The following is a 21,692-nucleotide window of genomic DNA, read 5'->3' as shown; positions in this document are numbered from 1 at the left end:
TTTACAATCTCCCCAAACTGCGCGACTCCGTCGTCGCGCCGTCATGTTCGGCGGCGCAAGGAAGGTGGCAAGAAGCTGATGGACGCATTGACGATCTTCGGGCTGTTCGCCGTCACGATGATGCTCGTGTGCTATGCGGCCGAAGACCGCAGCCCGTGGTTCATTCTGGCTTTCGCCATCGCCTGCGCGCTCGGCTCGGCCTACGGTTTCCTGCAGGGCGCTTGGCCGTTTGGCCTGGTCGAAGCGGTCTGGGCGGTCGTTGCATTGCGGCGCTGGATGCTCAAGCGGCTGCCGGCGAAGGCGTAACGTTATAGCATTCGGCGATCTCCTGCCTTGAATCGGTGCTGCGGCGGCGCTAACTAGCCGCCATGGACCCTCGCTTCGCCGCACCGGATTCTTCGACCCGCAAGGCCCCGTCACGCCGCTGGCGTAGCCTGCTCGCGGGACTGATCTCGTTGGCGCTCGTGCTGTCCTTCTTTCACAGTCTCGGCTTCGACAGCGATGATGCGGTGCCGGCGCTGTCGATCGCGCAACTCGCCGGCGATACCACCGACAAGGCTCCCGCCCATCCGGCACCCCTCCATGGCGACCACTGTCTGACCCACGTATCGACAGTGGCGCCGCAGGACACGTCGGTCTCGATCGAATATATCGCGCACGCCTATCGCCTCCTTGCCATGCGTGCACCCGAAACGGCCGAGCCGATCTCTCCCTTCAAGCCACCCCGCGCCTGATCCGATCGGCATGACCGATCTGGCCGCGCTGCCACCCGGCGTCGGGCCTTGCATACACATATCGCTATGGCAGCAGCGCCGGGTTCGGACCCGCGCGCGGTGGGAAGGCATATATGAGACGGATTCTTCTTTTCGTTGCCGGCATCATCGTTGGCGGCGGCCTGGGTATCGCGATTTGGTCGAACTGGCCGCTGTCGGGGGCGCCGGCGCAGCAAGAAACCGCGACGGGCGGAGCGGCAAAAGCCGAAAGCGAGGATCACGGCACCGGCCACATCGCACTGAGCGATGAGCAGATCAAGGATGCCGGCATCACCTTGGCCCCGGTTGCGGGCGGTATGCTCAAACGCCACTTCCTGGCGCCGGGCTCGCTTGTTCCCGACGCCGACCACATCGGCCGCGTCTCCGTGCGCGTCCTGGCGACCGTCGCCGAGTTGCGCAAGCGCCTGGGCGACAGTGTCGAAAAAGGCGAGATCGTCGCCGTCATCGAAAGCCGCGAGGTGGCAGACGCCAAGAGCCAATACCTCGCCGCGCGGCTGACCAACGATCTGCAGCAGACGCTCTACAACAGGCAGAAGACCTTGGCCGAAAGCCGCGCCATGTCGGAAAACGAATTCCTGCGCACCCAGCTCGCCGCCAATGACGCACGGATCAAGCTCGACGGCGCCAGGCAAAAACTGTTCGCGCTGGGGCTGTCCGAAAAGGAGATAGCCGACCTCCCGAACCAGCCGCCGGAAAGCCTGCGCGAACAGCATTTGCGTGCGCCGATCTCGGGCCGGGTCTCGGAACGGCGCGTCGACGTTGGCGGGCTGATCGGCCGTGAGGGCCAGGAAAGCGAGCTGTTCGTCATCGTCAATCTGGATGATATCTGGGTCGATCTCGCGGTCTCCCCAGAAGACATCGCCGCGGTGCACGAAGGCGGGCTGGTCACGATCCGCGCCATCGGCAGCGACGACGAAGCGGTCGCGCGGGTGATCTTTGTGAGCCCCCTGCTCGATCGCGAGACCCGCAACGCCCGTGTCATCGCAACCCTGCCGAACCGCGATCACCGATGGAGGCCGGGCACTTTCGTCACCGCAGAAGTGCCGCTCGGCGGCGAGCCCTCCAGGGTAATCGTCTCAAAGAAGGCGCTGCAGACCGTCAGGGGCAATCCCACGATATTCGTGCGTGACGCCGTAGGGTTTGAGGCGCGACAGGTGCGGACCGGTCGCGAGGATGATGACGACGTCGAGATCGTGAGTGGTCTTTCGCCGGGAGAGACGATCGCCGTCGCCAACACATTCACGCTCAAGGCCGAGTTGGAAAAGGCCGAAGCGGAGCATGGCCATGATTGAGGCGATCATCGGCTTCTCCATTCACCGCCGCTGGGTGATCGTTGCGCTCTGTGCCATCGTCATGGCGCTCGGCGGCTTTGCACTGACGAAAGTGTCGATCGACGCCGTGCCAGACATCACCAACAAGCAGGTGCAGATCAACACGACGGCCCATGCGCTGTCGCCGCTTGAGATTGAGAAGCAGGTCACCTTTCCCGTCGAGACAGCACTCGCGGGCGCCCCTGGCCTCGAGAGCACGCGCTCGCTGTCGCGCAACGGCTTTTCACAGGTGACGGCCGTCTTCAGCGAAAGTACCGATATCTACTTTGCGCGCCAGCAGGTCATCGAACGCCTTGCCGAGGTCCGCGCCCGCTTGCCGCAAGGCATCGAACCGCGGATCGGTCCGATCTCGACCGGCCTTGGCGAGATCTACATGTGGACCGTCCACTTCGCCGGCAAGCCCGTCGAAGCCGACGGCGTGCCGGGACTGCAACGCGACGGCAGCTTCGTCACCAGCGACGGAGCACGGCTCAGGGGCGACATCGAGAAGAACGCCTATCTGCGCACCGTGCAGGACTGGATTATCAGGCCGCAGATCAAGACCGTTCCTGGCGTTGCCGGCGTCGACACCATCGGCGGCTATCTCAAGCAGTACCAGGTCCATCCCGATGCGGCGAAGCTGATCGCGCTCGGCTTGACCTTTGCCGATGTTGCGAACGCGATTGAGGCCAACAATGTCAGCCGCGGCGCGCGCTACATCGAAAGGAATGGCGAGGGCTTTGTTGTGCGCTCCGGCGGCCGCATCGAGAACATCGACGAGCTCGGCGCCATCGTCGTCACCACGCGCGGCGGCGTCCCGGTGCGGATCCGCGACATCGCGACCGTCACGATCGGCGGTGAGAGCCGCACCGGCAGCGCCAGCGAGAACGGCCATGAGGTGGTGGTCGGCACGGCCCTGATGCTCATCGGCGCCAACAGCCGCACGGTGTCCTCGGCGGTCGATGCGCGACTGCGCGCGATCGCGCCGACGCTGCCGCCTGGTGTCGAGGTCACGACCGTGCTCGACCGCACCCAACTTGTTGATGCCACCATCGCGACTGTGGCGACGAATTTGAGCGAAGGCGCGCTATTGGTCATCGCCGTGTTGTTTGTCCTGCTCGGCAATTTCCGCGCGGCGCTGATCACCGCGCTGGTGATCCCCGTGGCGATGCTGATGACCGCCATCGGCATGTGGCAGGGCGGTATCAGCGCCAATCTGATGAGCCTGGGCGCACTCGATTTCGGCCTGATCGTCGATGGTGCCGTCATCATCACCGAGAACAGCCTGCGCCATCTGGCAGAGCGGCAGCGCGAACTTGGACGTCCCCTCTCCCGCGACGAGCGGCTGGCCACGGTGCGCGCCTCCGCGGTCGAGATGATCCGCCCGAGCCTCTACGGGCAGGCGATCATCCTCCTGGTTTACGTGCCGCTCCTCACCTTCACTGGCATCGAAGGCAAGATGTTCACGCCGATGGCCGTGACCGTGATCCTGGCATTGGCATCGGCATTCGTTCTGTCGCTGACATTCGTTCCCGCCGCGATCGCTATCGCCGTCACGGGACGTGTCCAGGAGCATGAGAGCAGGATCGTTACCGCCTTGAAGCGGCTGTACCGGCCGCTGCTACGCTATGTGATTGCAGCGCCACTGCCTGTCATCGCAACGGCCGCCGTGCTGTTTGTTGCCGGACTGGCAGGCTTCGCGCGGCTCGGACAGGAGTTCATCCCGTCACTGGACGAGAAGAACATCGCCATGCATGCGCTGCGGATTCCCAGCACCGCGCTATCGCAGTCGCAGGCGATGCAGCTTGCCGTCGAGAACGCCGTCAGCCGCCTGCCGCAGGTTGCCTTCGTCTTCTCCAAGACCGGCACGGCCGAGGTCGCGAGCGACCCAATGCCGCCGAACGCCTCCGACACCTTCATAATCCTCAAGCCGCGCGATCAATGGCCGGACCCTTCGATAGCGAAGGAGGAACTGGTCGAGCAGATTGCGAAGGCCGTCAATCGCGTGCCCGGAAACGTCTACGAGTTCACCCAGCCGATCCAGATGCGCTTCAACGAACTGCTGGCCGGCGTTCGCGGCGATATCGCCATCAAGGTATTCGGCGACGAGTTCGAGCCGATGCTGAAGGCGGCCAACGAAGTGGCCTCGATCCTGCGCTCGGTGCGCGGGGCGACCGATGTGAAGGTGGAGCAGGCCGGCGGCCTTCCCGTCCTCGATATCAGAGTTGACCGTGCTGCCATCGCGCGCCGCGGCCTGAGCGCGGCGGCGGTGCAAGATGTGATCGGCGCCGCAGTCGGAGGCCAGGACGCGGGCGTCGTGTTCGAAGGCGACCGCCGGTTCGACATTGTCGTGAGGCTGCCGGAAGGCTTGCGATCCGACCTCGAGGCACTCGGCAACCTTCCCGTGGCGCTGCCGAAGGCAGCGCCCAATGCGCCGGTCCAGAGCCTGCCGCTCAATCGGCTGACGCGGTTCTCCTTCACGGAGGGACCTAACCAGATCAGCCGCGAGAACGGCAAGCGCCGCATCGTCATCACCGCCAACGTCCGCGCCCGCGATCTCGGCTCGGTCGTCGTGGAAGTCCAGGCCAAAGTCGGCCAGAAGGTCAAGCTGCCGCCCGGCTACTGGATGAGTTGGGGCGGACAGTTCGAGAACCTGGCTGCCGCCCGACAGAGGCTCGGCATCGTCGTGCCGGCGTGCTTTGCGTTGATCTTCCTGCTGCTGTTGGCGGCGACGGGATCGGCGTGTGATGCGCTGCTCGTGTTCAGCGCGGTGCCGCTCGCGCTCACCGGCGGCATCGCCGCGCTCTGGCTTCGCGGCATGCCGTTCTCCATCTCTGCGGCGGTCGGCTTCATCGCGCTATCCGGCGTCGCCGTGTTGAACGGGCTTGTGATGCTGAGCCTGGTTCGCAAGCTCCATGACGATGGCATGCCGCTACGAAAGGCCATCGAGAGCGGCGCCCTCACCCGGCTTCGCCCGGTCGTGATGACCGCACTCGTGGCGGCGCTCGGCTTTGTGCCAATGGCCTTCGCCACCGGGACAGGCGCGGAGGTACAGAAGCCACTGGCGACCGTCGTCATCGGCGGCCTGGTCAGCGCCACGCTGCTGACGCTCACCGTTCTTCCGGCGCTCTATGCCCAGTTCGGGCGGCGGGATGAAGACGCCGCCGTACAGCGCGCCGGGCTACCCAAGGCGGCGGCGGGGAAATAGCCCCGCCGTCGCAATCCTTCACATTGTCGGGTGACTTACATCAACCCGATATCGAACACGTTCGGCAGTTGCACCAGCGGCAGCGCCGCCGCGCCGACCAAAGTGGCGACCATCGCTGCGAGCGCGTGGCTGGTGCGGCGGCTGCCGCGCATCTGGCTCGCGATCCACTCCAGCACCTTGGTATCGATGTTGGCGGCGTGCGTGGGCGCCCAGCTCTCGATGTCGGTGTCCGCCGACAGCGCCACGTTGCGCGGCGGCACCGGCAGGCCGGACATCGAAGCGGCGTGATGGGCGACCGCCTTGGCCAGGAGGTCATCGAAACGGCCATCGTCGCTGCGTTCGGCCGCGGCTTCGTTGATCTCGAACAGCGCCGCGACCTCCTCCCGGCTCACCGGCTGGTGTGCAACGGCGGTGGCGGTCAAGATGCGCGCGCACCAGGCGGCGTCGTCGGCATCGAGCGCTCGGGAAAAATGGATGCGGCCCTTGGTGGTGGGGCCTTCGCCGGTGATCACGCCATCGCGCACGATGGTCAGGGCATGGGCGGCAGTCTTACGGCAGGACGGTTGCAGGGCGACCATGACATCGGTCGCCTCGATACTAGGAGCAGACATAGCGAGACTTCTCAGTTCCTCATTCCAGTCCAGCATTTCCACGCCGGCGTAAACGAGTGGTTACCGATTCGAAACCAGCGTTTCGACATTTGTACATAGTTGCCAATTGGTCGCTGTGACCGCTGTCACGGTTCGAGCCTCTTAGCAGATCGGACCGCGGAGATGGGGGCCATAAAAGGCAATTCCACGGCAATCCGTGGTCTTGCGGGAGCTATGGGTTTTTTCGCCGCAGGTAAACCGATCAAAACAAGTTGCTCGGGGTTCCACGACAAAAGAGAATGATTTCACCTTTTGGCTACAGTGGTTCACTTAAGCCCTTGCTGCGCCTATACTCTCACCACCCTGAGACAGGAAATTCTTTAGCCACTTCAATAACATGAGGCAAAACCATGACACTTCCGATTGGCGCAACCGCCCCCGATTTCGAAGCCGAAACCACCGAGGGCAAAATTAAATTCCACGACTGGATCGGCAATAGCTGGGCGCTCCTGTTCTCCCACCCCAAGGACTTCACCCCGGTCTGCACCACCGAGCTCGGCGCGCTCGCCAAGCTGAAACCGGAATTCGACAAGCGCGGCGTCAAGCTGATGGGCCTCTCGGTCGATCCTGTCGACCGCCATGCCAAATGGTCTGAAGACATCAAGGAGACCCAGGGTGCCGCGCCGAACTATCCGATGATCGCGGACACCGACTTCAACGTCTCCAAGCTCTACGAGATGCTGCCCGCCTCGGCCTCCGGCGATCCCCTCACCCGCACGCCGGCGGACAACCAGACCGTCCGGAACGTCTTCGTCATCGGCCCCGACAAGAAGATCAAGCTGGTGCTGGTCTATCCGATGACCACCGGGCGCAACTTCCAGGAGATCCTGCGCGTCATCGACTCGCTGCAGCTCACCGCCAAGCATCGGGTCGCCACTCCGGCCGACTGGAAGCAGGGCGAGGACGTCATCATCGCGGGTTCGGTCAGCGACGACGAAGCGAAGACGATCTACCCCGAGGGCTGGAAGGCGCCGAAACCCTATATCCGCATCGTCGGCCAGCCGAAGTAAGGCCTCGCGCCATCGATATCCGACCATCATGCCCAGCCTCTTGCTGGGCATGATGGAGGTGTCTCGAGCTGCATTCTCCCCGGATTGCCCTCCCCGCTCAAGCCATCGCCGCCGCTTCCGCGCGAGTGCGGGCTTACGGCCTAGGCCAAACTGCGCAATGCCCAGGTCGCGACAACTGCGCAATGCCCAGGTCGCGACATCGGTTTGACGCTTTCACGAATCCCGCTATCCTTGTGCTCTCGTTCAACTGTTGGGGGATGACATGGACGACGACAAGCCCGTAATTGATCAGGTGACCGACACGCTCGGCGCTGCTGCAACGGCCACCGCCGGAGCCGCAACGACAGCCGCGAAGAAGGTGCGAAGGGCCGCCAAGAAGGTGGCGAAGAAGGTAGCCCCGGCCAGGAAGAAGACAGCGAAGAAGTCCAAGAAGGCTGGCAAGAAGGCCGCGAAGAAGTCGGCAAAGAAGACGAAGAAGGCGCCGAAGAAAACCGCCAAGAAAAAGAAGGCCAAGAAGAAGTCGAAGCGCTGAGCGAAAGTTGCAGCCCTGGTACCGGCGTCGTCCCATCGAAAGACGGGGCGACGGCGGTTGAGTTCTGATTCAAATGTCAAACAGCCTTTCGCTGTCATCGTCCGGCCTGACCAGACGATCCAGTGTTCCAGAAGCGGCCGAGCTTAAGTTGAGAGGCCGCCGGATACTGGATGCCCGCCTTCGCGGGCATGACGGTGGAGTATGTTGAGATGATGTGAGGCCGCATTCTCGCGGCGCTTGGCGCCCGAGGTTTGCTTCAGTTTCCACCCCCTTATTGAGTAGAGGGCGCAGGGAAAGCCGGGTGCCGGTTGCACCCGTGGGCCCCGTGCAACAAAAAGCACGGGGGTAGGACCACAGGTCAACCGGAGCAACACCGGCTTTCCCTGCGCAGTGGTTTACGGCTTACTTCGTGCTCTTCCCGGTGACCGGGCTTTCTTGCCACCGTCGCCTCTCGCGCAAACTTGCTTCGCGCAAAAAACTTAGCGCCAGTGTCGGGGCGCCAGAACCACACGACTTCGCCGTCCACGGATAGTCACGCTCGTCAGTCGCAACACCCGCGTCCACCACATCCCACCGCAACGTTCGTGACGATCGCGAGCCGCCCCTCATTCGGGTGAGACGCGCGGAGTTAAATCACTGATTTGCCCGACGACGGAAGCGGAATGTTTTTCGCGCGAGGGCTGGACGGGGCAAATCACTTTGATTGGGTTGGAGAAATTTCCGCAAACACCACTCGTCATTCCGGGGCGACGCAAAGCGTCGAGCCCGGAATCCATTTCGCCACCTGCGCAAGTGCATGAATGGATTCCGGGCTCGCGCTAAGCGCGACCCGGAATGACCGAGACAATGGGCCGAGTAAGGTTCGGGTGAGACGAACGGCGAAGACGCGGCCGCGCCCTACCACTCTTCCGGGCAGGGATCGACGATCTTCCAGAGCTCGACGCCGTTCTTGATCTTCTTCATTTCGGTGGTCAGCCCGCCGTTGCGGCGGATCCACTCCTTCACCGCCTGCGGGTAATAGGACATTAGGTCGGAGGTGCCATCCAGGCTCGTGACCTTGATGCCGAAGGTGAAGGCCTTGTCGTAATAGGCCTGGTGGAAGCCGACGCTCGCCCTGGGTGTGACGCAGATCTTGTTCATCGGCACGATGCCGAACACCAACGTGCAGGCGGAATTGCAGATGCCGTCGATGACGACGCGGTCGCCGCGGTCGCGGATACGCTTGTACTTGGCCTTGTACTCGTCGACATAGCCGCCATGGTCGCGCGTGATGTGCAGGACGGCGCGCGCCGGCGCTACAGCGAGAGCAAGGAACAACAGGGCAAGAAACGTGATGCGCATGAACAAATGTGACGGGTAGCCTTGGTGGCCTCAAACGCAGCCGGCTGTCGACCCGGACCAGAGCCAAAGACTCTGGCCGGACTGTGTTGGGAAACCGTTAAGCATCCAGATGGGCCAAAAATTGACGTGATGTGGCCGATTTCCCGCAGTTTTTCCTTCCAAACCGCGCTAAATGAAGGGCCGGATCGGCCAGAATCGCCCGGCTGGCCCTGGAGACCTGCAATGCCCAGACTGAAGTTTTTCGCCGCCGCAGCGGTACTTGCCGTCATGGCCGCCGCCCCAAGCGTGGCCGATGCCCGCCACTACCGCCACCACCGGCATCACGCCTGGCGCCTGCCCTATCAGATCAGCTACCTCCACAATTACGGCCCGGGCGCTGTACCCGGCACCTTCGCGTATTATGACGGCCCGGCGACGGTAAAATGCCGCCAAAGCGCCGCCGCCTATATCGGCCAGGACCGCCGCCGGCATCCCTGCTACTGAACCGGACCGGGCGGGACGGCGTGCACAGAGCACCGTTCCCGCTCCGGCCGCTGGCCGTTCCGGCCCAACTCTGATAATCGACAGTTAGATCATGATACGACTGGACGGAGCCTGATCACGATCTAACTTTTCTGTTTGCGCATGATCTCCTCGGAAAACCGGTTTCCACTTTTCCGGATCATGCTCCAAGGCACGCGCTCGTAGCTCAGCTGGATAGAGCATCGGATTTCGATTCCGAGGGCCGGGAGTTCGAATCTCTCCGAGCGCGCCATTTAAGACTATGAGCCTCAAGCGCTTTTCGCGGTCGCCTCTTTTCCATTCTGAACGCCGTCCGGCGCTCCATTCTGAACGTTTGTCTCCGCTTCGTTCGCCGGAGCTTTCGCCGCGGCTTCAGCCAGCACATGAGCGTGCCTCTTGCGGGTGGCAGACAGCATGCGCACCTGTGTGCGCTTGGCGTATCCCGTGTAAGCCTTTTGGGTCTTGTGGGTGGACAGCGCGCGGCCTTGGCCGTCTGTTAGCTCTGCCTCTTCTAGCTCGGTCATGCCGCCGTGCCGGCAGGCGTCTAGCGTGAAGTGCGAGGGTACACCGTCGATGTTCTTGCGCAGCCGGGTCACGACGTGATTGAGCGAGCTGTACACCCACGGTACCGCCACACCCTCGTTCGGCTTCTCCTTTTTGGATTTCTTACCGACCTCCCGAAGGATCATTGGCACGCCGAGCCTGGGCAGCTTGGCAAGCACTTCCTCGGCCTCGGCATAGAAGCGGACCACCCCTTCCTCGGTCTCTTCCTCAAGCGGATGGGGAGCGATCGTTCCCGTTTTATGGTGAATCACACGGATGGTCGTTGGTGCCCCTGGAGCCCGATAGTCCGACCACTTCATGTGGCCCATAACGACGTTCTCTGGCCGCTGTAGCCACTCGAAACAGATGACGGCGGTGGCGGCAGCTTCCGGATATCCCTTGTCGATGGCACCCCACGCAAAGGCGTAGACCTCATCGCGGGTGACTGCCGGCTTCTCGCCCTTGGCACGCACCTTGAGCGTCACACCGGTCCACGGATTCGGCACCTGCTTGTCAAACTCCTCCGGGAAGAGGCGATGCACCACGCGCCACGCCTTGCGGCACAACCCAACAAGTTTCTCGCCGGTGCGCAGGCGCGGCTTTCCCTTCAAGTCCTTTTTGCCGGTGCCGACTAGAAACTTGGCGTAGAGCTTGTCGGCGGCGCGCGGTGTGATGAACTTAACGGGACGGCTGCCGACGCGCTCGCCGTTCTTGGTGAGGATGTCGCATATCTGCTCCATCGCCCACTCGTAGTCGCTGCGCGAGCGCTTCGCGACCTTCTCAAGAAAGGCGTCGCTGATCTTGTACTCACGAAACAGCCAGTCGACGCTGCCGTATTTCGGCATCAAGACACCCGGCGACACCGGCCGGCCCTTGCGGGTCAAGTCCCATTCATCGAACTGCTCGTTAAGGGTCTTGGCGCGCTCGATCATCTTCGCGAAGTCGGTGCCTAGCGGCTCGTTCACAACCGAGCATTCGAGCTTCCGATACTTCGTCGGTACGTTGTAATAATAGGCGATCTGGCCGCTGCTAAGTCGCTTGGGAATGACGTGGCGTGGCAAGTCCAAGGTCACAGTTCCTCGGCGAGGTCGCCGTTCCCGCCGTCTGGCGCTATCGCTCTGTCCAGGTCGTCGATCAACCATAGTCTTCTGCGCCCCTCAGCCACGCGAGGGGCAGGATATTCCTTGCCGACCCGCTTAAGGAAGTCCTCAACTGTCGCTTCACCGCAATACCCCGCAGCAAGGTCGGCACGCATGCGGCGAGGCCATGCGCCATGTGGAATGGATGCAGGACGGCGACGCCGCGACGAAGCGGGGTGGTCGGTTAAAATGTCGGGCAAGGGCGCGCCCTCGGGAATAATGTACTTGCGTACCTCGCCGGCTAGAGCCGACGCACAGGGCGTAGAACGCGCCACCCAGCGAAATAGGAAGGCCTACCGGGGGCGCAAGGGTGAGCCGACGTTTTTTTGAGCCGACTCGCTTTCGTTTTGGTCCATTATAGAAGATGGCCCGCCCCGCTGTTCGTGCGAGGCGGGCTGTGATGCCAATCGCAAGACCAATCAGACTCCGAGGAAGATGACCTCATCATCCGAAGCCCGTTTCGCCCAAGCCGAGCGCGCATAGTCCAGTCGCGCTGTGCCGGTGGGGTCGTGAAGCGCAGCCCACTTGCCGACGCTCCTCACGCTCTCTGATGTTTCGTAGAAGTCCACATAGAGACCGCCGCCGCGAACAATCGGATTACACCCCTCTTCGCGAAGCCCGTGAAAATACGTCCTAGCGCAGAAAGGCGTTGAAAGGTCGATACCCGCGCTAGCATTAAGATTAAGGTCAGTCATTCATAACCCCTGTCGTCCGGCTCATTTGACCGGCCCCACATTTCTGTTAACAGTTATCCATGGCGAAGTCAACAATAACTGTTAACAGAAAACGTAAGCCGGGACGCCCTAGAGTGGGATCGACCCTGATCGGTGTGCGCTTGCCGCCGCCTGAACTAGAGACGCTCGACAGTTGGCGCCGCAAGCAGGCCGACCTGCCTGGCCGCCCCGAGGCGATTCGTAGGTTGGTCGAGATGGCGTTGAAGGCAAGGAAGTGAATGGCCGACTATCGGGAGATTTCCCAAGAATATGCGCAGGGTGCGATCAAGGCTTGCATTCTAATAAATGCTGGTGCCGCGGCAGCCCTTCTCACTCAGGCCGCTAAGTTCATAGAGATAAAGAACGCAGCGCTTACGAGCGCCATAACATGCTCGATGCTTTTGTGGGCGTTTGGGACTGTGGCTGCCATTAGCACTTGGGTTCTGGCGTTCCTTTCAACCCGCTACGTGGATAAGAGCGAAAAAGAGGTTGCCCGACAATCTCGCCATTTGCGCACATCGGACATCTTCATGCTTGCCGGGGTAATCGCGGTAGTGGGTTCGCTAGCCTTGTTCGTCGCGGGGTGCATCACTCTAGCGGTCAGCCTGCGCGGCTCTACGTAGAGATCAAAGACATTCGCAGGGCACGTGTAGTTCAGAGGCTTGGGGAAGTAATGAGCGACGACGCGCCGGAGTTTCGTATCTCACTGAGCGAAGCGGAGTTGACTGATCTCGGCAGATTTTATGCGGTGTGGTCGCAAATCGACTGTCTTCTTTGCGTGCTAGTATCCCGCATCTTCAATGTCGAGAGCGGAATAGGCGCCGCGTTTATGGACGCAATGACGACGGGAGCCAGACTCGATCTGCTCCGCCGGAACCTCGACGACATCAAAGATAAATCTGTCTTCGAGAAAGCGAAAAAGCTCTGTAATAGCCTAGCATCACTCGTCGATCAAAGAAACCATGCTACCCATGGTATGTGGGGCACCTATGTGAATCCGGATACAAAATCCGAATACGCAGCTGCCTTTTTTGGGAAAAAGGGCTTCAAACCTTTATATGCATCAGAGCTGGCCGAGCTAACGCGTCGAACGATAAAGAAGACAAGGGAGCTTGGTGAGTTGATCGCAGCTATCGATCCTAAATACGACGCGACGCCAAATAAGGGTTTTTGGTTTTCTCCCGAACCTGAGCAAATGCGACACCAAGAGATAATATAGCGACCGCGGTTTCATGGCGGCTGCCCCAGTCTGGATGATAGTCGGCAAGTATATCCAGAGCATCAGACACGACACTTTCGGGAAGCGCCACCTCAGCCGTATTCTTCATTCTCGTCCTCACCTGTAGCAACGTCACCGCTCCTCCTCCGGATGCACCCATTTGTAGGGCGTGATCCTCTGCGTCTCAGTCAGCTTGATCATGTGGACAGGCGGCGCGTAGCGCCCCTTCCGGCATGACCGGCATTTCAGCGAGGCCTCGATCGCGCTTGATTGAAAGGACGTGATGAAAAGGTTCGCGCCAGGCGGTCCATGACTCCCCACATCTCCTGTGAAGTACAACTAAAAGGAGACATCCATGAAACTCGCCACAATCGTATTGGCAACTACACTCGCTCTACCGAGCACGGCCGCGCTGGCAGCGCAACCAGCCGGAACCGGTGGATACGGTTCAGTCGTCGCCCCGTCGGTGGGATCGTACTATTGGCCATCGGTAGGCTCGACAAACGCAGTCCCAACGTGGCGGAACGCTACAAACGCCGGACCTCTACCTGGTGCATCTAGTGTCGGTAGCGCACCGTTCGGTGTGCATTCCACGATTCGCAGGTAGGCCAATCCAAGTCGTGTTGATTGTTGGGACGCTACCCATCGCGACCCTATGATCCTGCAGCGGCCCAAATTACCTCACGCGATTTCGTGCCCATAGCCGGGCGATTACAGCGCCACCGCGGCCGGTTCGCAATCCACGAGGGTTAGGGCGCGTTGGCGTTCCGTCACCATCTCTCGGTCAAGCAGGAACGAAATCGGTCGGTGATCGTCGATTCCCGGCTTCCGGCCGCGCATTCCCCACGAAAGCGCACCCGGCCGGAAGAAAACCTGAGCCCAATCAGGTTGGCGGCCCCGGCCCAACACTGGGGCCGTTTTCCCGGCCTACTCGTGACCACGAACTCAGCGGCGGACAGTCAGCGTTCATGTGCCACTCATGTTGGCTGTGGCACGGTGACGAAATAATCAAACCATATTAGGGAGGGTGACTATGCGGACGAAGTTCCAGAATGCTTGCGTGCGTGTAGGAGCCGCGGCAGTGGGACATAAGGTCCGAATTTCTAGGGAGCGACGATTTCTATTGGAGCAATTTGCCCCTGATCTACTCGAACAGCTTGCCGAGTTGGAATGGCTGAGAGAGCAGGTTAGGCAAGCGGAAACGTTGGATCCCCCACGGCTCTTGGCTCAATTCCAAGTCTACCGACAACAGAAAACGACCCAAGCCAGAGGGAGCGTGCACTAGGCCAGCACCCCCGAGGGTGCTGGCCTATTTCCGACCTCAGTGGCCTAAATTGAATTTGGGGGCGGCCGGTTTTGATTTAGCTCAACGGCTCTCCCGCCTCTGATCCGCAGGTAAATCTGTAGTCGCGCGCGGCGTTGAAATTCCCGGAACGGTTGTGTAAGAGGTTCCCGGCTGAGGAAGTTGGGCTGGGAATGTTCTGGGCGGTACCGCTCGTTTTTGTGTTGATTATTTTTTCGATGTTCGTTGTCGCGATCCGACCCTTGAAAAAGCAAGAGCCGGACCCCGAGGACGACGAATGGTGGCGGGCGATCAAGTGACCTGCAGCATGGGTTGCGGTATGGCTGTACGGCACCCACACCTAACGGTTGGTCACTCCACTGATCGCTGTTGCTTTCAGGATACAGACATATTCCGAGAATCCTATAAGAGTTGCACCGCTGAGTTGAATGGCGTTCGCGCCAGGGCATTGCGCCTCATTTTGAGGCGTATAGGGGATTTGAAATGAAAAGGTTTCTATTTACCGCGGTCGCCGCAATGGCGATCGGTTCTTCTGCGTCGGCCGCCGATCTCGCTGCACGGCCTTACACCAAGGCACCTCCTCCGATCGTCGCGGCCTACAATTGGACGGGCTTCTATATCGGTGCTCAAGGCGGCTACGGCTGGTCGCAAAGCGTCGATATTGCTGGACTGACGGCAGATACCGACGCTCTCAAGGGCGGCTTTGTTGGCGGTACGATCGGTTACAACTGGCAGGGCGCCGGCAGCCTCGCAGTATTCGGTATCGAGGTCGATGCCGCATGGTCGGATATTAACTTCAACGAATCGGCCTTCGGTCTTACTTTCGAGGATCGAATCCGAGCCTTTGGAAGCGTTACAGGCAGAATTGGATACGCTGTCGACGCCGCGCTGTTCTACGTGAAGGGCGGCTATGCGTGGGCCGACAATCGTGTGTCGCTATCTGCGCTGGGAGTAACGCTTCTCTCAGAAAGTCAATTCCATTCGGGTTGGACGATCGGTGGTGGTCTCGAATACGGATTTGCGCCGAACTGGTCTGGCAAGGTCGAATACATGTACGCCAGCTACGCCAACGAGAACTATGTTGCCGCGGTCATTCCAGGCGGCGTTGGCATCGGTGCTGATGTTCATACCATCAAGGCCGGTATCAACTATCGGTTTGGCTGGGGCACGCCCGTCGTCGCAAAGTACTGATCTTTGCTGAGCATACTGAGCAAAAGCCCCGGCTGACGCTGGGGCTTTTTATTTGGCTTCTGGCGGCACTACCAAAAAAGCGAACGAAAGACGGATTGCGCGCGCCGGTTACAAGGTGATAAGACCCCGCTCGTTTGGGTTGGGGGCATTGATCAATGAGATTACTTTTGGTGGCGCTTTGCGCTGCGCTGGGCGGCTGCGCGGCCCAGCCGAAGATGCTGTGGCTGAGAGCCGATGGACAGCGAGCCGCCGGCAATCCAGCGCTGGTGACGCAATTCGAGCTCGACAGCACTGCGTGCCTAGGCGAACGCAACAAGGCAGCGTTGTCTGGCGTGACGGTGAGCGGTGGCGGCCTCGCAGGTGTAGCCGCTCAGATAGATCGTTCGAACGCTGCGGATACTGTGGCCCGCGGATGCATGGCCGAGAAAGGCTATCTCCAGGTTCCGGAAGATCAAGCTACGGCAAAACAAGCTGAACTGGCTGCGATTGCAGAACAAAAGCGGCAATCGGAGGCGCGAGCCGCTGCACCTCCGATTGCAGCAAAGAGGTCAGCCAAGCCAACAACATAGATCGACCTATCCGAAATCTAAGTCCGCAGATCGTGTGCGTGCTTGGCGGCGAGCGCGGCATACGGTGAACGATCGCGAGAACTCCAGATGGACAGCCTGATTGAATATGGCATGTGGCCGCTTGCCGCGGTTATCGTTGCGGTGTTCGCGATGTTGATCTTTCGGGCGCCGCTATCAGGCCTTCTAAACAGAACGAAGAGGATTGGAGCCGGAGGCCAATCAATAGATTTCGCCGACGGCCAGACCACCGATCTTCAACAGATACAAGCCCAGTCGGCCCAACCGCCGAACCAAATAGCCAACCATCCGCTCGGTCCGGCTGCGGCCACAGTTGCGGAAATCGAACAGCAAGTAATCCAAAGACTCTCCACCGTGAACGAGACAACAGAAGCCAGGCAGCAGCGTCTAATCCGAGCTTTTGCCGTTACAGTTCTGCAACGAGACTTTGAAGCTACCTACCGGATAATATTTGGATCGCAGCTGGAGATGTTGCTCAGAGCAAACGCTGGCGGCGCTGACGAAAATGTCGCCAAGTCGATTTTTGAGAACGCGAAAGCTACATATCCAAACATTCACTCATCAGCATCGATAGATGACTGGCTTTCTTACCCAACCCAAGCAAATCTCATCGAAAAGCAGAACGGACTTTTTGTCACGACGCCGCGAGGGAAAGAGTTCCTGCAGTACCTTGTCCAAGTTGGACTGACGGCGCCGAAGAAGGGATAGTTGCGACGCTGCAAATGACGGGCAACACTGACATTCATATCGACAAGCTAGCATATGCCGTTGCCTTGCTAGACGGCGCCCGACGCATTCATTCATCCGCACCACGTGAAGATATTTCCCGAATAGGAATCCCCTTTTACCTTCTCATCGGCTTCAGCATCGAAAATGGCCTGAAGGCGCTCCTGCAATTTCAGGGGCGTCAATTTGAACGTAAACGGACGCATGACCTTGCTTATTTGTTAGCAATGACCGACGGGCTTCGTGAGCGCCTTTGGCCTGGCACCGTAGAGGACGTGGAACATCTCAGCCGTTATCACAAAGAGTTTTGGTTCAGATACCCTGAACGCGCCGGCACTGCCGACGTCTATAAGGCCGAAACTGCCTGTATGATGGTCAACCACCTCCTGGCGGAGGTCGCGCACATAATTGGCTACCGGGGATAATGGTTCGATCCAACCCGGCACCGGCCAGCCGGCACGCCGCGAAAAACCCGGCAGTCACGCCTGCCGGGCCATTCGAAAATATGATCAGGTAATGTGATGCGGCAATTAAATACCGAAGCGTGTAACGAGGGAATGAAATTTGCCTCCGTAAGAAAGCGGAGACCCCTCCGATGAGCACAGGCGTGCACCGAGGAGAGCACTACTTTGTTGAAGGAAGCCCGCCATTTACAACGAGCTTGGGCCGTTAGGGGTATGGACGATTTGTCCGGGGCATTTCGTGGACCACAAAAACACCCTTAGATTCGACGTTGCCAGGGGCGTGGCGGCGATTGTCGTGCTAGTCGGGCACACGGCGCAATGTTTCGCCTGGCGACTTTACGGTGCAGGCTCGTGGGCGGAGATGGCATCTGGCTGGGCCGCGCGTTTTGCCGTGCTGGCCTTCTTCCTACTGTCGGGCCGGCTGATCACCGCCAGTATCGCTTCCAATATCCGCCGGAACGGCCGCTTCGACGCTATCGACTATTTCCTCAATCGAATCGCTCGGCTTTATCCGCCGCTCCTATTCGCCATCATGCTGGTTGTGGCGGTTGTCGTGACCGTCCATCTGTTCGGTCTGCCAGGATCGAACGGTAGCCCGCTTGGCACCCTTCGAGCTTCGGGCCTCTGGTTCACGCCCGGTGAACTTGCACAAAGCCTTCTGCTCTATAATGGACTGACGATCGTGGATGGGCCGCTTTGGACGCTCTACATCGAGGTGAAGTTTTACATCGCGGCCGGTGGCGCTGCGATGTTGGCATTCGGGCGAACACCAATTTCAAGAGCGATCGGCGGCGTGCTGGTAGCGTTCGCGGTGTGGACCGGAATTGACCACTACCGCTTCTGGTTTCTGGCAATGATCTGGTGCCTTGGAGTATTCACGAACCTGCCTATGGCTCGGAAACCCGGGATATTCCTCGCTGTATCCACGACAGCAATAATCGTTTGCTATATGTCACGCGGCTTTCCGAATTACATCGACGACCCGCTTGGAACTCTAGTACAGTCGATGGGTTGCGCAGCAATCGCCTACGCTCTGCTCTTGCGCGACTGGGCCGAGATCGACTTTCCGGCGTGGCTGGTGAGGACGGGGGATTTCTCGTACACGCTGTACGTGATCCATTTTCCTATCCTCGCCTTCGCCCTGTCGATGTCATTCGCAATCAGCGACGCGTCTTTTGTCGTTGCGATCGTTGCCGCGTTGACGTCGAGCGCGCTAGCACTCCTGATTGCCATTCGTGTCGCGCCTGTGCTTGAGAATACACCCCGTTTCAAGGCGATCTTTAGTCGCTTTGTTTAGCCCATAACCACGGCTTGGAGTTCGGTGCGAATTTCCCAAGTTGCCGTGGACACCGCGCCTACCGCGCGGCCGAGCATCGTAGTAAAATGCGTCGCAGCTTCCGTCAGCCCGGTCGCGAAAGTCGTGTAGGACGCCGACGAATTGACCCCTGCTGTTGCATGATATAGCAGCGCCGGCTGGTCGAATTGGGCCGATGTGCTGTCAACTGCGATGATGCTGCTAGCGAACGAGGGAGCGGCAACGGACGGATGAGCCAAGAGATAGAGCCCAACGGTCTCATCCGACCACGTGATGAAATTGGTTCGGATTTCGGTATTGAGTTCGTTCGGCGTATCGCTGCTAGTCGAACGGTTGGCCGAATACGCCTTCTTCGATCGCTTCTGGCGTCGATTGAAATAAGACAGCACCCACAGCTTGCCGTCAGTATCGGCCCAAGCCAGTCCTGTATCGGTATAGGCCGCGCCGACAAGCGTGCGCGTGGCATCGCCTGTCTTGATTTTGACGCCGGTCCCTGCCTGCACAGCGGGCGCGCTGGTCGAAGCCTCAAGCGCATTGACGGCCCCAGCGCTCGCGCTCGCATAGATATAGTAGAACGTCGCAGCACTCAGTCCGGTCGGCGCGAGCGAGATCCCCGCGTCCGGGATCGTGCAAGCGACGCCATTAACCGTGAGAAGGTTGCCGTCCCTCGGCGACAGGACAAGGTTCGCGCCTGATTTCGTCAGGCGACATTGACCGAATTTTGCGCCAAGATTTCCAAGTGCTGTTGCCGCGCTCGCCACATCGGAGAGATTATTTGCGCTCGAAAGATCGCCTGCTCCCGGCTCACCTGACGCATTTAGATTCCATGCGGTTCCTGTTCCGCTACCGTTGGACTTGTCGGCCGTGATTGTGAGTGTCGTGCCGCTGTAAGTCGCGACGCCCTCAAGCCAACCTGTCGCGCCTGCGGTTGCCGTGGCCCGCACGCGGGCGCCGTTGGTGTAGGCCAAGCCGGTCTGCGTGGTGAACGTCTTGCTTCCGGTGCCGATTGCAAGTGACGTGGTGGACGACCCGCCATATCCTTTGCCGGTCGGAATGGTGAAGTCGAGCACCGCCGCCAAAGACGTGCCGGAATTCGTGACGTTTGCAGCCGTCCCCGGAGCGCCGGTCGTGGTGGTGCCTACCGTTACGGTTGCGGCCGTGCCGTCTACTCCGTCCGTGCCGTCTGTGCCAGGGTCGCCCTTCGCCGCCAGCACTTGCCAATAGGCAGCATTCGGCGGCGTCTGATTGGTGTTCGGCTGCAGCGCAGCAAAGGACGAACCATCGCGACTGACAGCGTCGCCGACGTCATAATCGGCGTCGGCGTCCCACTGACCTCTCAGATTGAGGCCCTTATAGACTCCCTGAAATACCCACACGCCGCCGGTCTTAAGCCAGAGCTTTTTCGTCGACGCCTGAAAGGCGAATTGATCCTCTTCCCCATATGAAGGATCCGGCTCGGTCAAATCTGGCGCAACGAACCAATAGAATCCGTCGGTATTGAGCGCGCGCGTCATCGCGTCCACCGATGCCATCGCTGTCGCGCCAGCAAAACGCTGGGGCGATTCCTGAATGATGGTATAGGAGACGCCGCTCTTGTTTCCGCCGGTCCATGGCGACCACAGCGACAAGTGCGAGGAGTCCACAACATCCTTGATCGCCAAATCCTGCGAGCCGTCGATGATGATACGGTCGCCCGGCCGAGCATTGACTGCGCTCCAGATCGTGCTGTTGCCGACAATAACGGTGTCGCCGTCTGAAATGGAAACGGTGCCGGTTGAATATGAATTGAGTGCGGTCACTTGGAGATCTCCGACGTCTCAAAACTTCCGAAGTAAAATTCACGCTTGGCCGCGTCCTCCTTCGACTCGGCGATCATGGCATCGAGTCGCGCGATGGCTTCGCGAAGCGACTGCGTGCGTGCGCAATCGCGCACCTTCTGCGTTTGGTTGGTCATTGGATTCCTGGTTGGTGGATTACCGCTACGCGTACATCCGACGTCGCGGCATTTTCTGCGTGGGGTTGCACACTCAGAGCGGTGTGCTAAACAGCGGTCCAAACATTGAAGGACCTTGGATTTGGCTAAGAATAAAAAGAGTGTTCGTCGTGAGTGGACGAAAGACGATGTGAAGACTCTAAAGTCACTCGCGAAGCAAAGGGCTGGTGTTACGAAAATTGCGAAGGCCCTGAAGCGAACTCCGGCTGCGACAGCGGCCAAAGCCAGTACTCTTGGGGTGTCGCTCAGCACGCAGTAGCGCTGCGCGCACCTCCGCCGTCAGCGGCGCCCTGCGAAGGCGTTAATCGAGCAGATCGTCGCCAGGCTCTTCCGGTGCCCAATCGACCTTGCTTGCGTCGGCCGGCGTTGCGCCCATGCTCGACAAACAGAGACGCAACAAATTTAGAGCTTTCGTCCCGACCTCTGCGCCCGACTCCAGTCGCGCCCGCAGAACGCAAGCAATGCCCACGATGCAGCGGTCGCTCACGCGCAGCCAAGGCAATTCGCCAGCGAATTCACGCCAGGCTGCGGCCTGGGGGTCGGTCAGCCACTTCGGCGGATCACCGATGTCGTCTGCGGTGGGCTCGTTGCGTTTGTACCGGCCCGCGTTGACAAGGTGACGCCCTTCAACGCGGGCTTTCGCGGCTGGTTTTCGCGGTCGTGACATAGTTACCCTGGGGGTCTGAATTGCAGATGCGTGTGAAAGTGGGGGACGCCGGTAGTTAAGACGAAAGGCCTGAGACTTTTTTCGAAGGGGTTGCCCTACCCCGGAACGCGGCGCACCTCGTCGACGCGCAGCAGTGTCGTCATTCCGTCGCTATCCTCGAACATCACGACAAACCACGGGCACTGGTCTTCACCAGCCACGCCCACAACGGTGCACGGCACCCACTTGCGACCGCACTGGATCTCCGCAGCGAACTGCTCAATAGGAATCATCGATTGCCCGCAGTCTCGTTGCAAACGGCTTGCGCCCTGGGTTCTCAGCAACGTCGAATGTGAACCGCATTCCTACTGAGGGGAACTCGACACCCGCCAGCCTCAGCTTGGATGCGTGCACGAAAATCGACGCATCTTCATCGCCGTCGACCGTTAGAAATCCATAACCAGTCAAATGAGACCAGCTGCGCAGCGTGCCTGTGTTCATTGTTTCTCACGGTGGGGAGGGGTTGGC

21 protein-coding genes and 1 tRNA gene are annotated in these 21,692 nt (G+C 60.1%); 15 read left to right on the top strand and 7 right to left on the bottom strand.

Annotation, left to right across the window (positions count from 1 at the left end):
- Positions 1–78: 78 nt before the first annotated feature.
- The 4 genes from J6497_RS20800 to J6497_RS20785 all read left to right on the top strand — a co-directional run bounded on the left by J6497_RS20800 (position 79) and on the right by J6497_RS20785 (position 5,291).
- Positions 79–306 (top strand): hypothetical protein, encoded by a 228-nt coding sequence (locus J6497_RS20800; protein WP_225706146.1) that lies wholly within the window; start codon positions 79–81, stop codon positions 304–306.
- Positions 307–368: 62 nt separating this feature from the next.
- Positions 369–734, top strand: coding sequence for a hypothetical protein (locus J6497_RS20795; RefSeq protein WP_225706145.1), 366 nt, complete (start codon positions 369–371; stop codon positions 732–734).
- Between the two features lie 113 nt (positions 735–847).
- On the top strand, positions 848–2,065 hold the full coding sequence (locus tag J6497_RS20790) for an efflux RND transporter periplasmic adaptor subunit (RefSeq protein ID WP_225706144.1): 1,218 nt from the start codon (positions 848–850) through the stop codon (positions 2,063–2,065).
- Entirely contained in the window at positions 2,058–5,291 is a 3,234-nt protein-coding gene (locus J6497_RS20785; RefSeq protein ID WP_225706143.1) for an efflux RND transporter permease subunit, read from the top strand. Before J6497_RS20790 ends, J6497_RS20785 begins: the two co-directional genes overlap by 8 nt.
- 35 nt (positions 5,292–5,326) lie before the next feature.
- Here J6497_RS20785 and J6497_RS20780 read toward each other — a convergent pair whose 3' ends face one another.
- On the bottom strand, positions 5,327–5,869 hold the full coding sequence (locus J6497_RS20780) for a hypothetical protein (RefSeq protein ID WP_225706142.1): 543 nt from the start codon (positions 5,867–5,869) through the stop codon (positions 5,327–5,329).
- A gap of 422 nt (positions 5,870–6,291) precedes the next feature.
- On the opposite strand from J6497_RS20780, the gene J6497_RS20775 reads away from it, so the two are divergent.
- Both J6497_RS20775 and J6497_RS20770 read left to right on the top strand, forming a co-directional pair.
- Positions 6,292–6,951: a peroxiredoxin gene (locus J6497_RS20775; protein ID WP_225706141.1), complete on the top strand. Its 660-nt coding sequence runs from the start codon at positions 6,292–6,294 to the stop codon at positions 6,949–6,951.
- Positions 6,952–7,213: 262 nt separating this feature from the next.
- On the top strand, positions 7,214–7,483 hold the full coding sequence (locus J6497_RS20770; RefSeq protein WP_225706140.1) for a hypothetical protein: 270 nt from the start codon (positions 7,214–7,216) through the stop codon (positions 7,481–7,483).
- A gap of 897 nt (positions 7,484–8,380) precedes the next feature.
- Here J6497_RS20770 and J6497_RS20765 read toward each other — a convergent pair.
- On the bottom strand, positions 8,381–8,824 hold the full coding sequence (locus J6497_RS20765) for a hypothetical protein (RefSeq protein WP_225706139.1): 444 nt from the start codon (positions 8,822–8,824) through the stop codon (positions 8,381–8,383).
- Positions 8,825–9,046: 222 nt separating this feature from the next.
- Between J6497_RS20765 and J6497_RS20760 the strand changes: the two genes are divergently transcribed.
- On the top strand, positions 9,047–9,307 hold the full coding sequence (locus J6497_RS20760) for a hypothetical protein (RefSeq protein ID WP_225706138.1): 261 nt from the start codon (positions 9,047–9,049) through the stop codon (positions 9,305–9,307).
- Between the two features lie 194 nt (positions 9,308–9,501).
- Positions 9,502–9,578, top strand: a tRNA-Arg gene (locus J6497_RS20755).
- Between the two features lie 16 nt (positions 9,579–9,594).
- On the opposite strand, the gene J6497_RS20750 is transcribed toward J6497_RS20755, so the two are convergent.
- Positions 9,595–10,800, bottom strand: coding sequence for a hypothetical protein (locus tag J6497_RS20750; RefSeq protein WP_225706137.1), 1,206 nt, complete (start codon positions 10,798–10,800; stop codon positions 9,595–9,597).
- A gap of 1,159 nt (positions 10,801–11,959) precedes the next feature.
- Here J6497_RS20750 and J6497_RS20745 point away from each other — a divergent pair.
- The 7 genes from J6497_RS20745 (at position 11,960) to J6497_RS20715 (ending at position 18,507) form a co-directional block, all read left to right on the top strand.
- Positions 11,960–12,343, top strand: coding sequence for a hypothetical protein (locus J6497_RS20745; protein WP_225706136.1), 384 nt, complete (start codon positions 11,960–11,962; stop codon positions 12,341–12,343).
- A 50-nt stretch (positions 12,344–12,393) separates the two neighbouring features.
- Positions 12,394–12,939 carry a hypothetical protein gene (locus J6497_RS20740; RefSeq protein ID WP_225706135.1) on the top strand — a complete coding sequence of 182 codons (546 nt, stop codon included), beginning with the start codon at positions 12,394–12,396 and terminating at the stop codon, positions 12,937–12,939.
- A 1,786-nt stretch (positions 12,940–14,725) separates the two neighbouring features.
- Positions 14,726–15,433 (top strand): outer membrane protein, encoded by a 708-nt coding sequence (locus J6497_RS20735; protein WP_225706134.1) that lies wholly within the window; start codon positions 14,726–14,728, stop codon positions 15,431–15,433.
- Between the two features lie 167 nt (positions 15,434–15,600).
- Positions 15,601–16,002: a hypothetical protein gene (locus tag J6497_RS20730; RefSeq protein ID WP_225706133.1), complete on the top strand. Its 402-nt coding sequence runs from the start codon at positions 15,601–15,603 to the stop codon at positions 16,000–16,002.
- Positions 16,003–16,089: 87 nt separating this feature from the next.
- Positions 16,090–16,728, top strand: a complete 639-nt coding sequence (locus J6497_RS20725; protein WP_225706132.1) for a hypothetical protein — start codon at positions 16,090–16,092, stop codon at positions 16,726–16,728.
- Between the two features lie 14 nt (positions 16,729–16,742).
- Positions 16,743–17,171 carry a hypothetical protein gene (locus tag J6497_RS20720; protein WP_225706131.1) on the top strand — a complete coding sequence of 143 codons (429 nt, stop codon included), beginning with the start codon at positions 16,743–16,745 and terminating at the stop codon, positions 17,169–17,171.
- 277 nt (positions 17,172–17,448) lie between these two features.
- Positions 17,449–18,507, top strand: a complete 1,059-nt coding sequence (locus J6497_RS20715) for an acyltransferase family protein (protein ID WP_225706130.1) — start codon at positions 17,449–17,451, stop codon at positions 18,505–18,507.
- Here J6497_RS20715 and J6497_RS20710 read toward each other — a convergent pair.
- From J6497_RS20710 to J6497_RS20695, 4 genes are all read right to left on the bottom strand, one after another.
- On the bottom strand, positions 18,504–20,324 hold the full coding sequence (locus J6497_RS20710) for a hypothetical protein (protein ID WP_225706129.1): 1,821 nt from the start codon (positions 20,322–20,324) through the stop codon (positions 18,504–18,506). The two genes, J6497_RS20715 and J6497_RS20710, sit on opposite strands and share 4 nt — an antisense overlap.
- Entirely contained in the window at positions 20,321–20,479 is a 159-nt protein-coding gene (locus J6497_RS20705) for a hypothetical protein (RefSeq protein WP_225706128.1), read from the bottom strand. Before J6497_RS20705 ends, J6497_RS20710 begins: the two co-directional genes overlap by 4 nt.
- Before the next feature lie 801 nt (positions 20,480–21,280).
- Positions 21,281–21,457: a hypothetical protein gene (locus J6497_RS20700; protein WP_225706127.1), complete on the bottom strand. Its 177-nt coding sequence runs from the start codon at positions 21,455–21,457 to the stop codon at positions 21,281–21,283.
- A complete protein-coding gene (locus J6497_RS20695; protein WP_225706126.1) occupies positions 21,444–21,665 on the bottom strand; it encodes a cold-shock protein in 222 nt (73 codons plus the stop codon). Before J6497_RS20695 ends, J6497_RS20700 begins: the two co-directional genes overlap by 14 nt.
- Positions 21,666–21,692 lie beyond the last annotated feature (27 nt).

Origin of the sequence: Bradyrhizobium cenepequi (assembly GCF_020329485.1) — a bacterium.
GTDB classification, from domain to species: domain Bacteria; phylum Pseudomonadota; class Alphaproteobacteria; order Rhizobiales; family Xanthobacteraceae; genus Bradyrhizobium; species Bradyrhizobium cenepequi.
Note: the sequence above shows the minus strand (reverse complement) of the source record. Positions and strands in the feature narration are given on the sequence as shown.

Excerpts from the sequence above, each read along its gene's own strand:
- J6497_RS20705 (WP_225706128.1), bottom strand. The coding sequence starts at position 20,479 with ATGACCAACCAAACGCAGAAGGTGCGCGATTGCGCACGCACGCAGTCG.
- J6497_RS20750 (WP_225706137.1), bottom strand. The coding sequence starts at position 10,800 with ATGATCGAGCGCGCCAAGACCCTTAACGAGCAGTTCGATGAATGGGAC.
- J6497_RS20800 (WP_225706146.1), top strand. The coding sequence starts at position 79 with ATGGACGCATTGACGATCTTCGGGCTGTTCGCCGTCACGATGATGCTC.
- J6497_RS20720 (WP_225706131.1), top strand. The coding sequence starts at position 16,743 with ATGACGGGCAACACTGACATTCATATCGACAAGCTAGCATATGCCGTT.
- J6497_RS20775 (WP_225706141.1), top strand. The coding sequence starts at position 6,292 with ATGACACTTCCGATTGGCGCAACCGCCCCCGATTTCGAAGCCGAAACC.
- J6497_RS20695 (WP_225706126.1), bottom strand. The coding sequence starts at position 21,665 with ATGAACACAGGCACGCTGCGCAGCTGGTCTCATTTGACTGGTTATGGA.
- J6497_RS20765 (WP_225706139.1), bottom strand. The coding sequence starts at position 8,824 with ATGCGCATCACGTTTCTTGCCCTGTTGTTCCTTGCTCTCGCTGTAGCG.
- J6497_RS20795 (WP_225706145.1), top strand. The coding sequence starts at position 369 with ATGGACCCTCGCTTCGCCGCACCGGATTCTTCGACCCGCAAGGCCCCG.
- J6497_RS20780 (WP_225706142.1), bottom strand. The coding sequence starts at position 5,869 with ATGGTCGCCCTGCAACCGTCCTGCCGTAAGACTGCCGCCCATGCCCTG.
- J6497_RS20735 (WP_225706134.1), top strand. The coding sequence starts at position 14,726 with ATGAAAAGGTTTCTATTTACCGCGGTCGCCGCAATGGCGATCGGTTCT.
- J6497_RS20785 (WP_225706143.1), top strand. The coding sequence starts at position 2,058 with ATGATTGAGGCGATCATCGGCTTCTCCATTCACCGCCGCTGGGTGATC.
- J6497_RS20790 (WP_225706144.1), top strand. The coding sequence starts at position 848 with ATGAGACGGATTCTTCTTTTCGTTGCCGGCATCATCGTTGGCGGCGGC.
- J6497_RS20725 (WP_225706132.1), top strand. The coding sequence starts at position 16,090 with ATGGACAGCCTGATTGAATATGGCATGTGGCCGCTTGCCGCGGTTATC.
- J6497_RS20745 (WP_225706136.1), top strand. The coding sequence starts at position 11,960 with ATGGCCGACTATCGGGAGATTTCCCAAGAATATGCGCAGGGTGCGATC.
- J6497_RS20760 (WP_225706138.1), top strand. The coding sequence starts at position 9,047 with ATGCCCAGACTGAAGTTTTTCGCCGCCGCAGCGGTACTTGCCGTCATG.
- J6497_RS20770 (WP_225706140.1), top strand. The coding sequence starts at position 7,214 with ATGGACGACGACAAGCCCGTAATTGATCAGGTGACCGACACGCTCGGC.
- J6497_RS20700 (WP_225706127.1), bottom strand. The coding sequence starts at position 21,457 with ATGATTCCTATTGAGCAGTTCGCTGCGGAGATCCAGTGCGGTCGCAAG.
- J6497_RS20740 (WP_225706135.1), top strand. The coding sequence starts at position 12,394 with ATGAGCGACGACGCGCCGGAGTTTCGTATCTCACTGAGCGAAGCGGAG.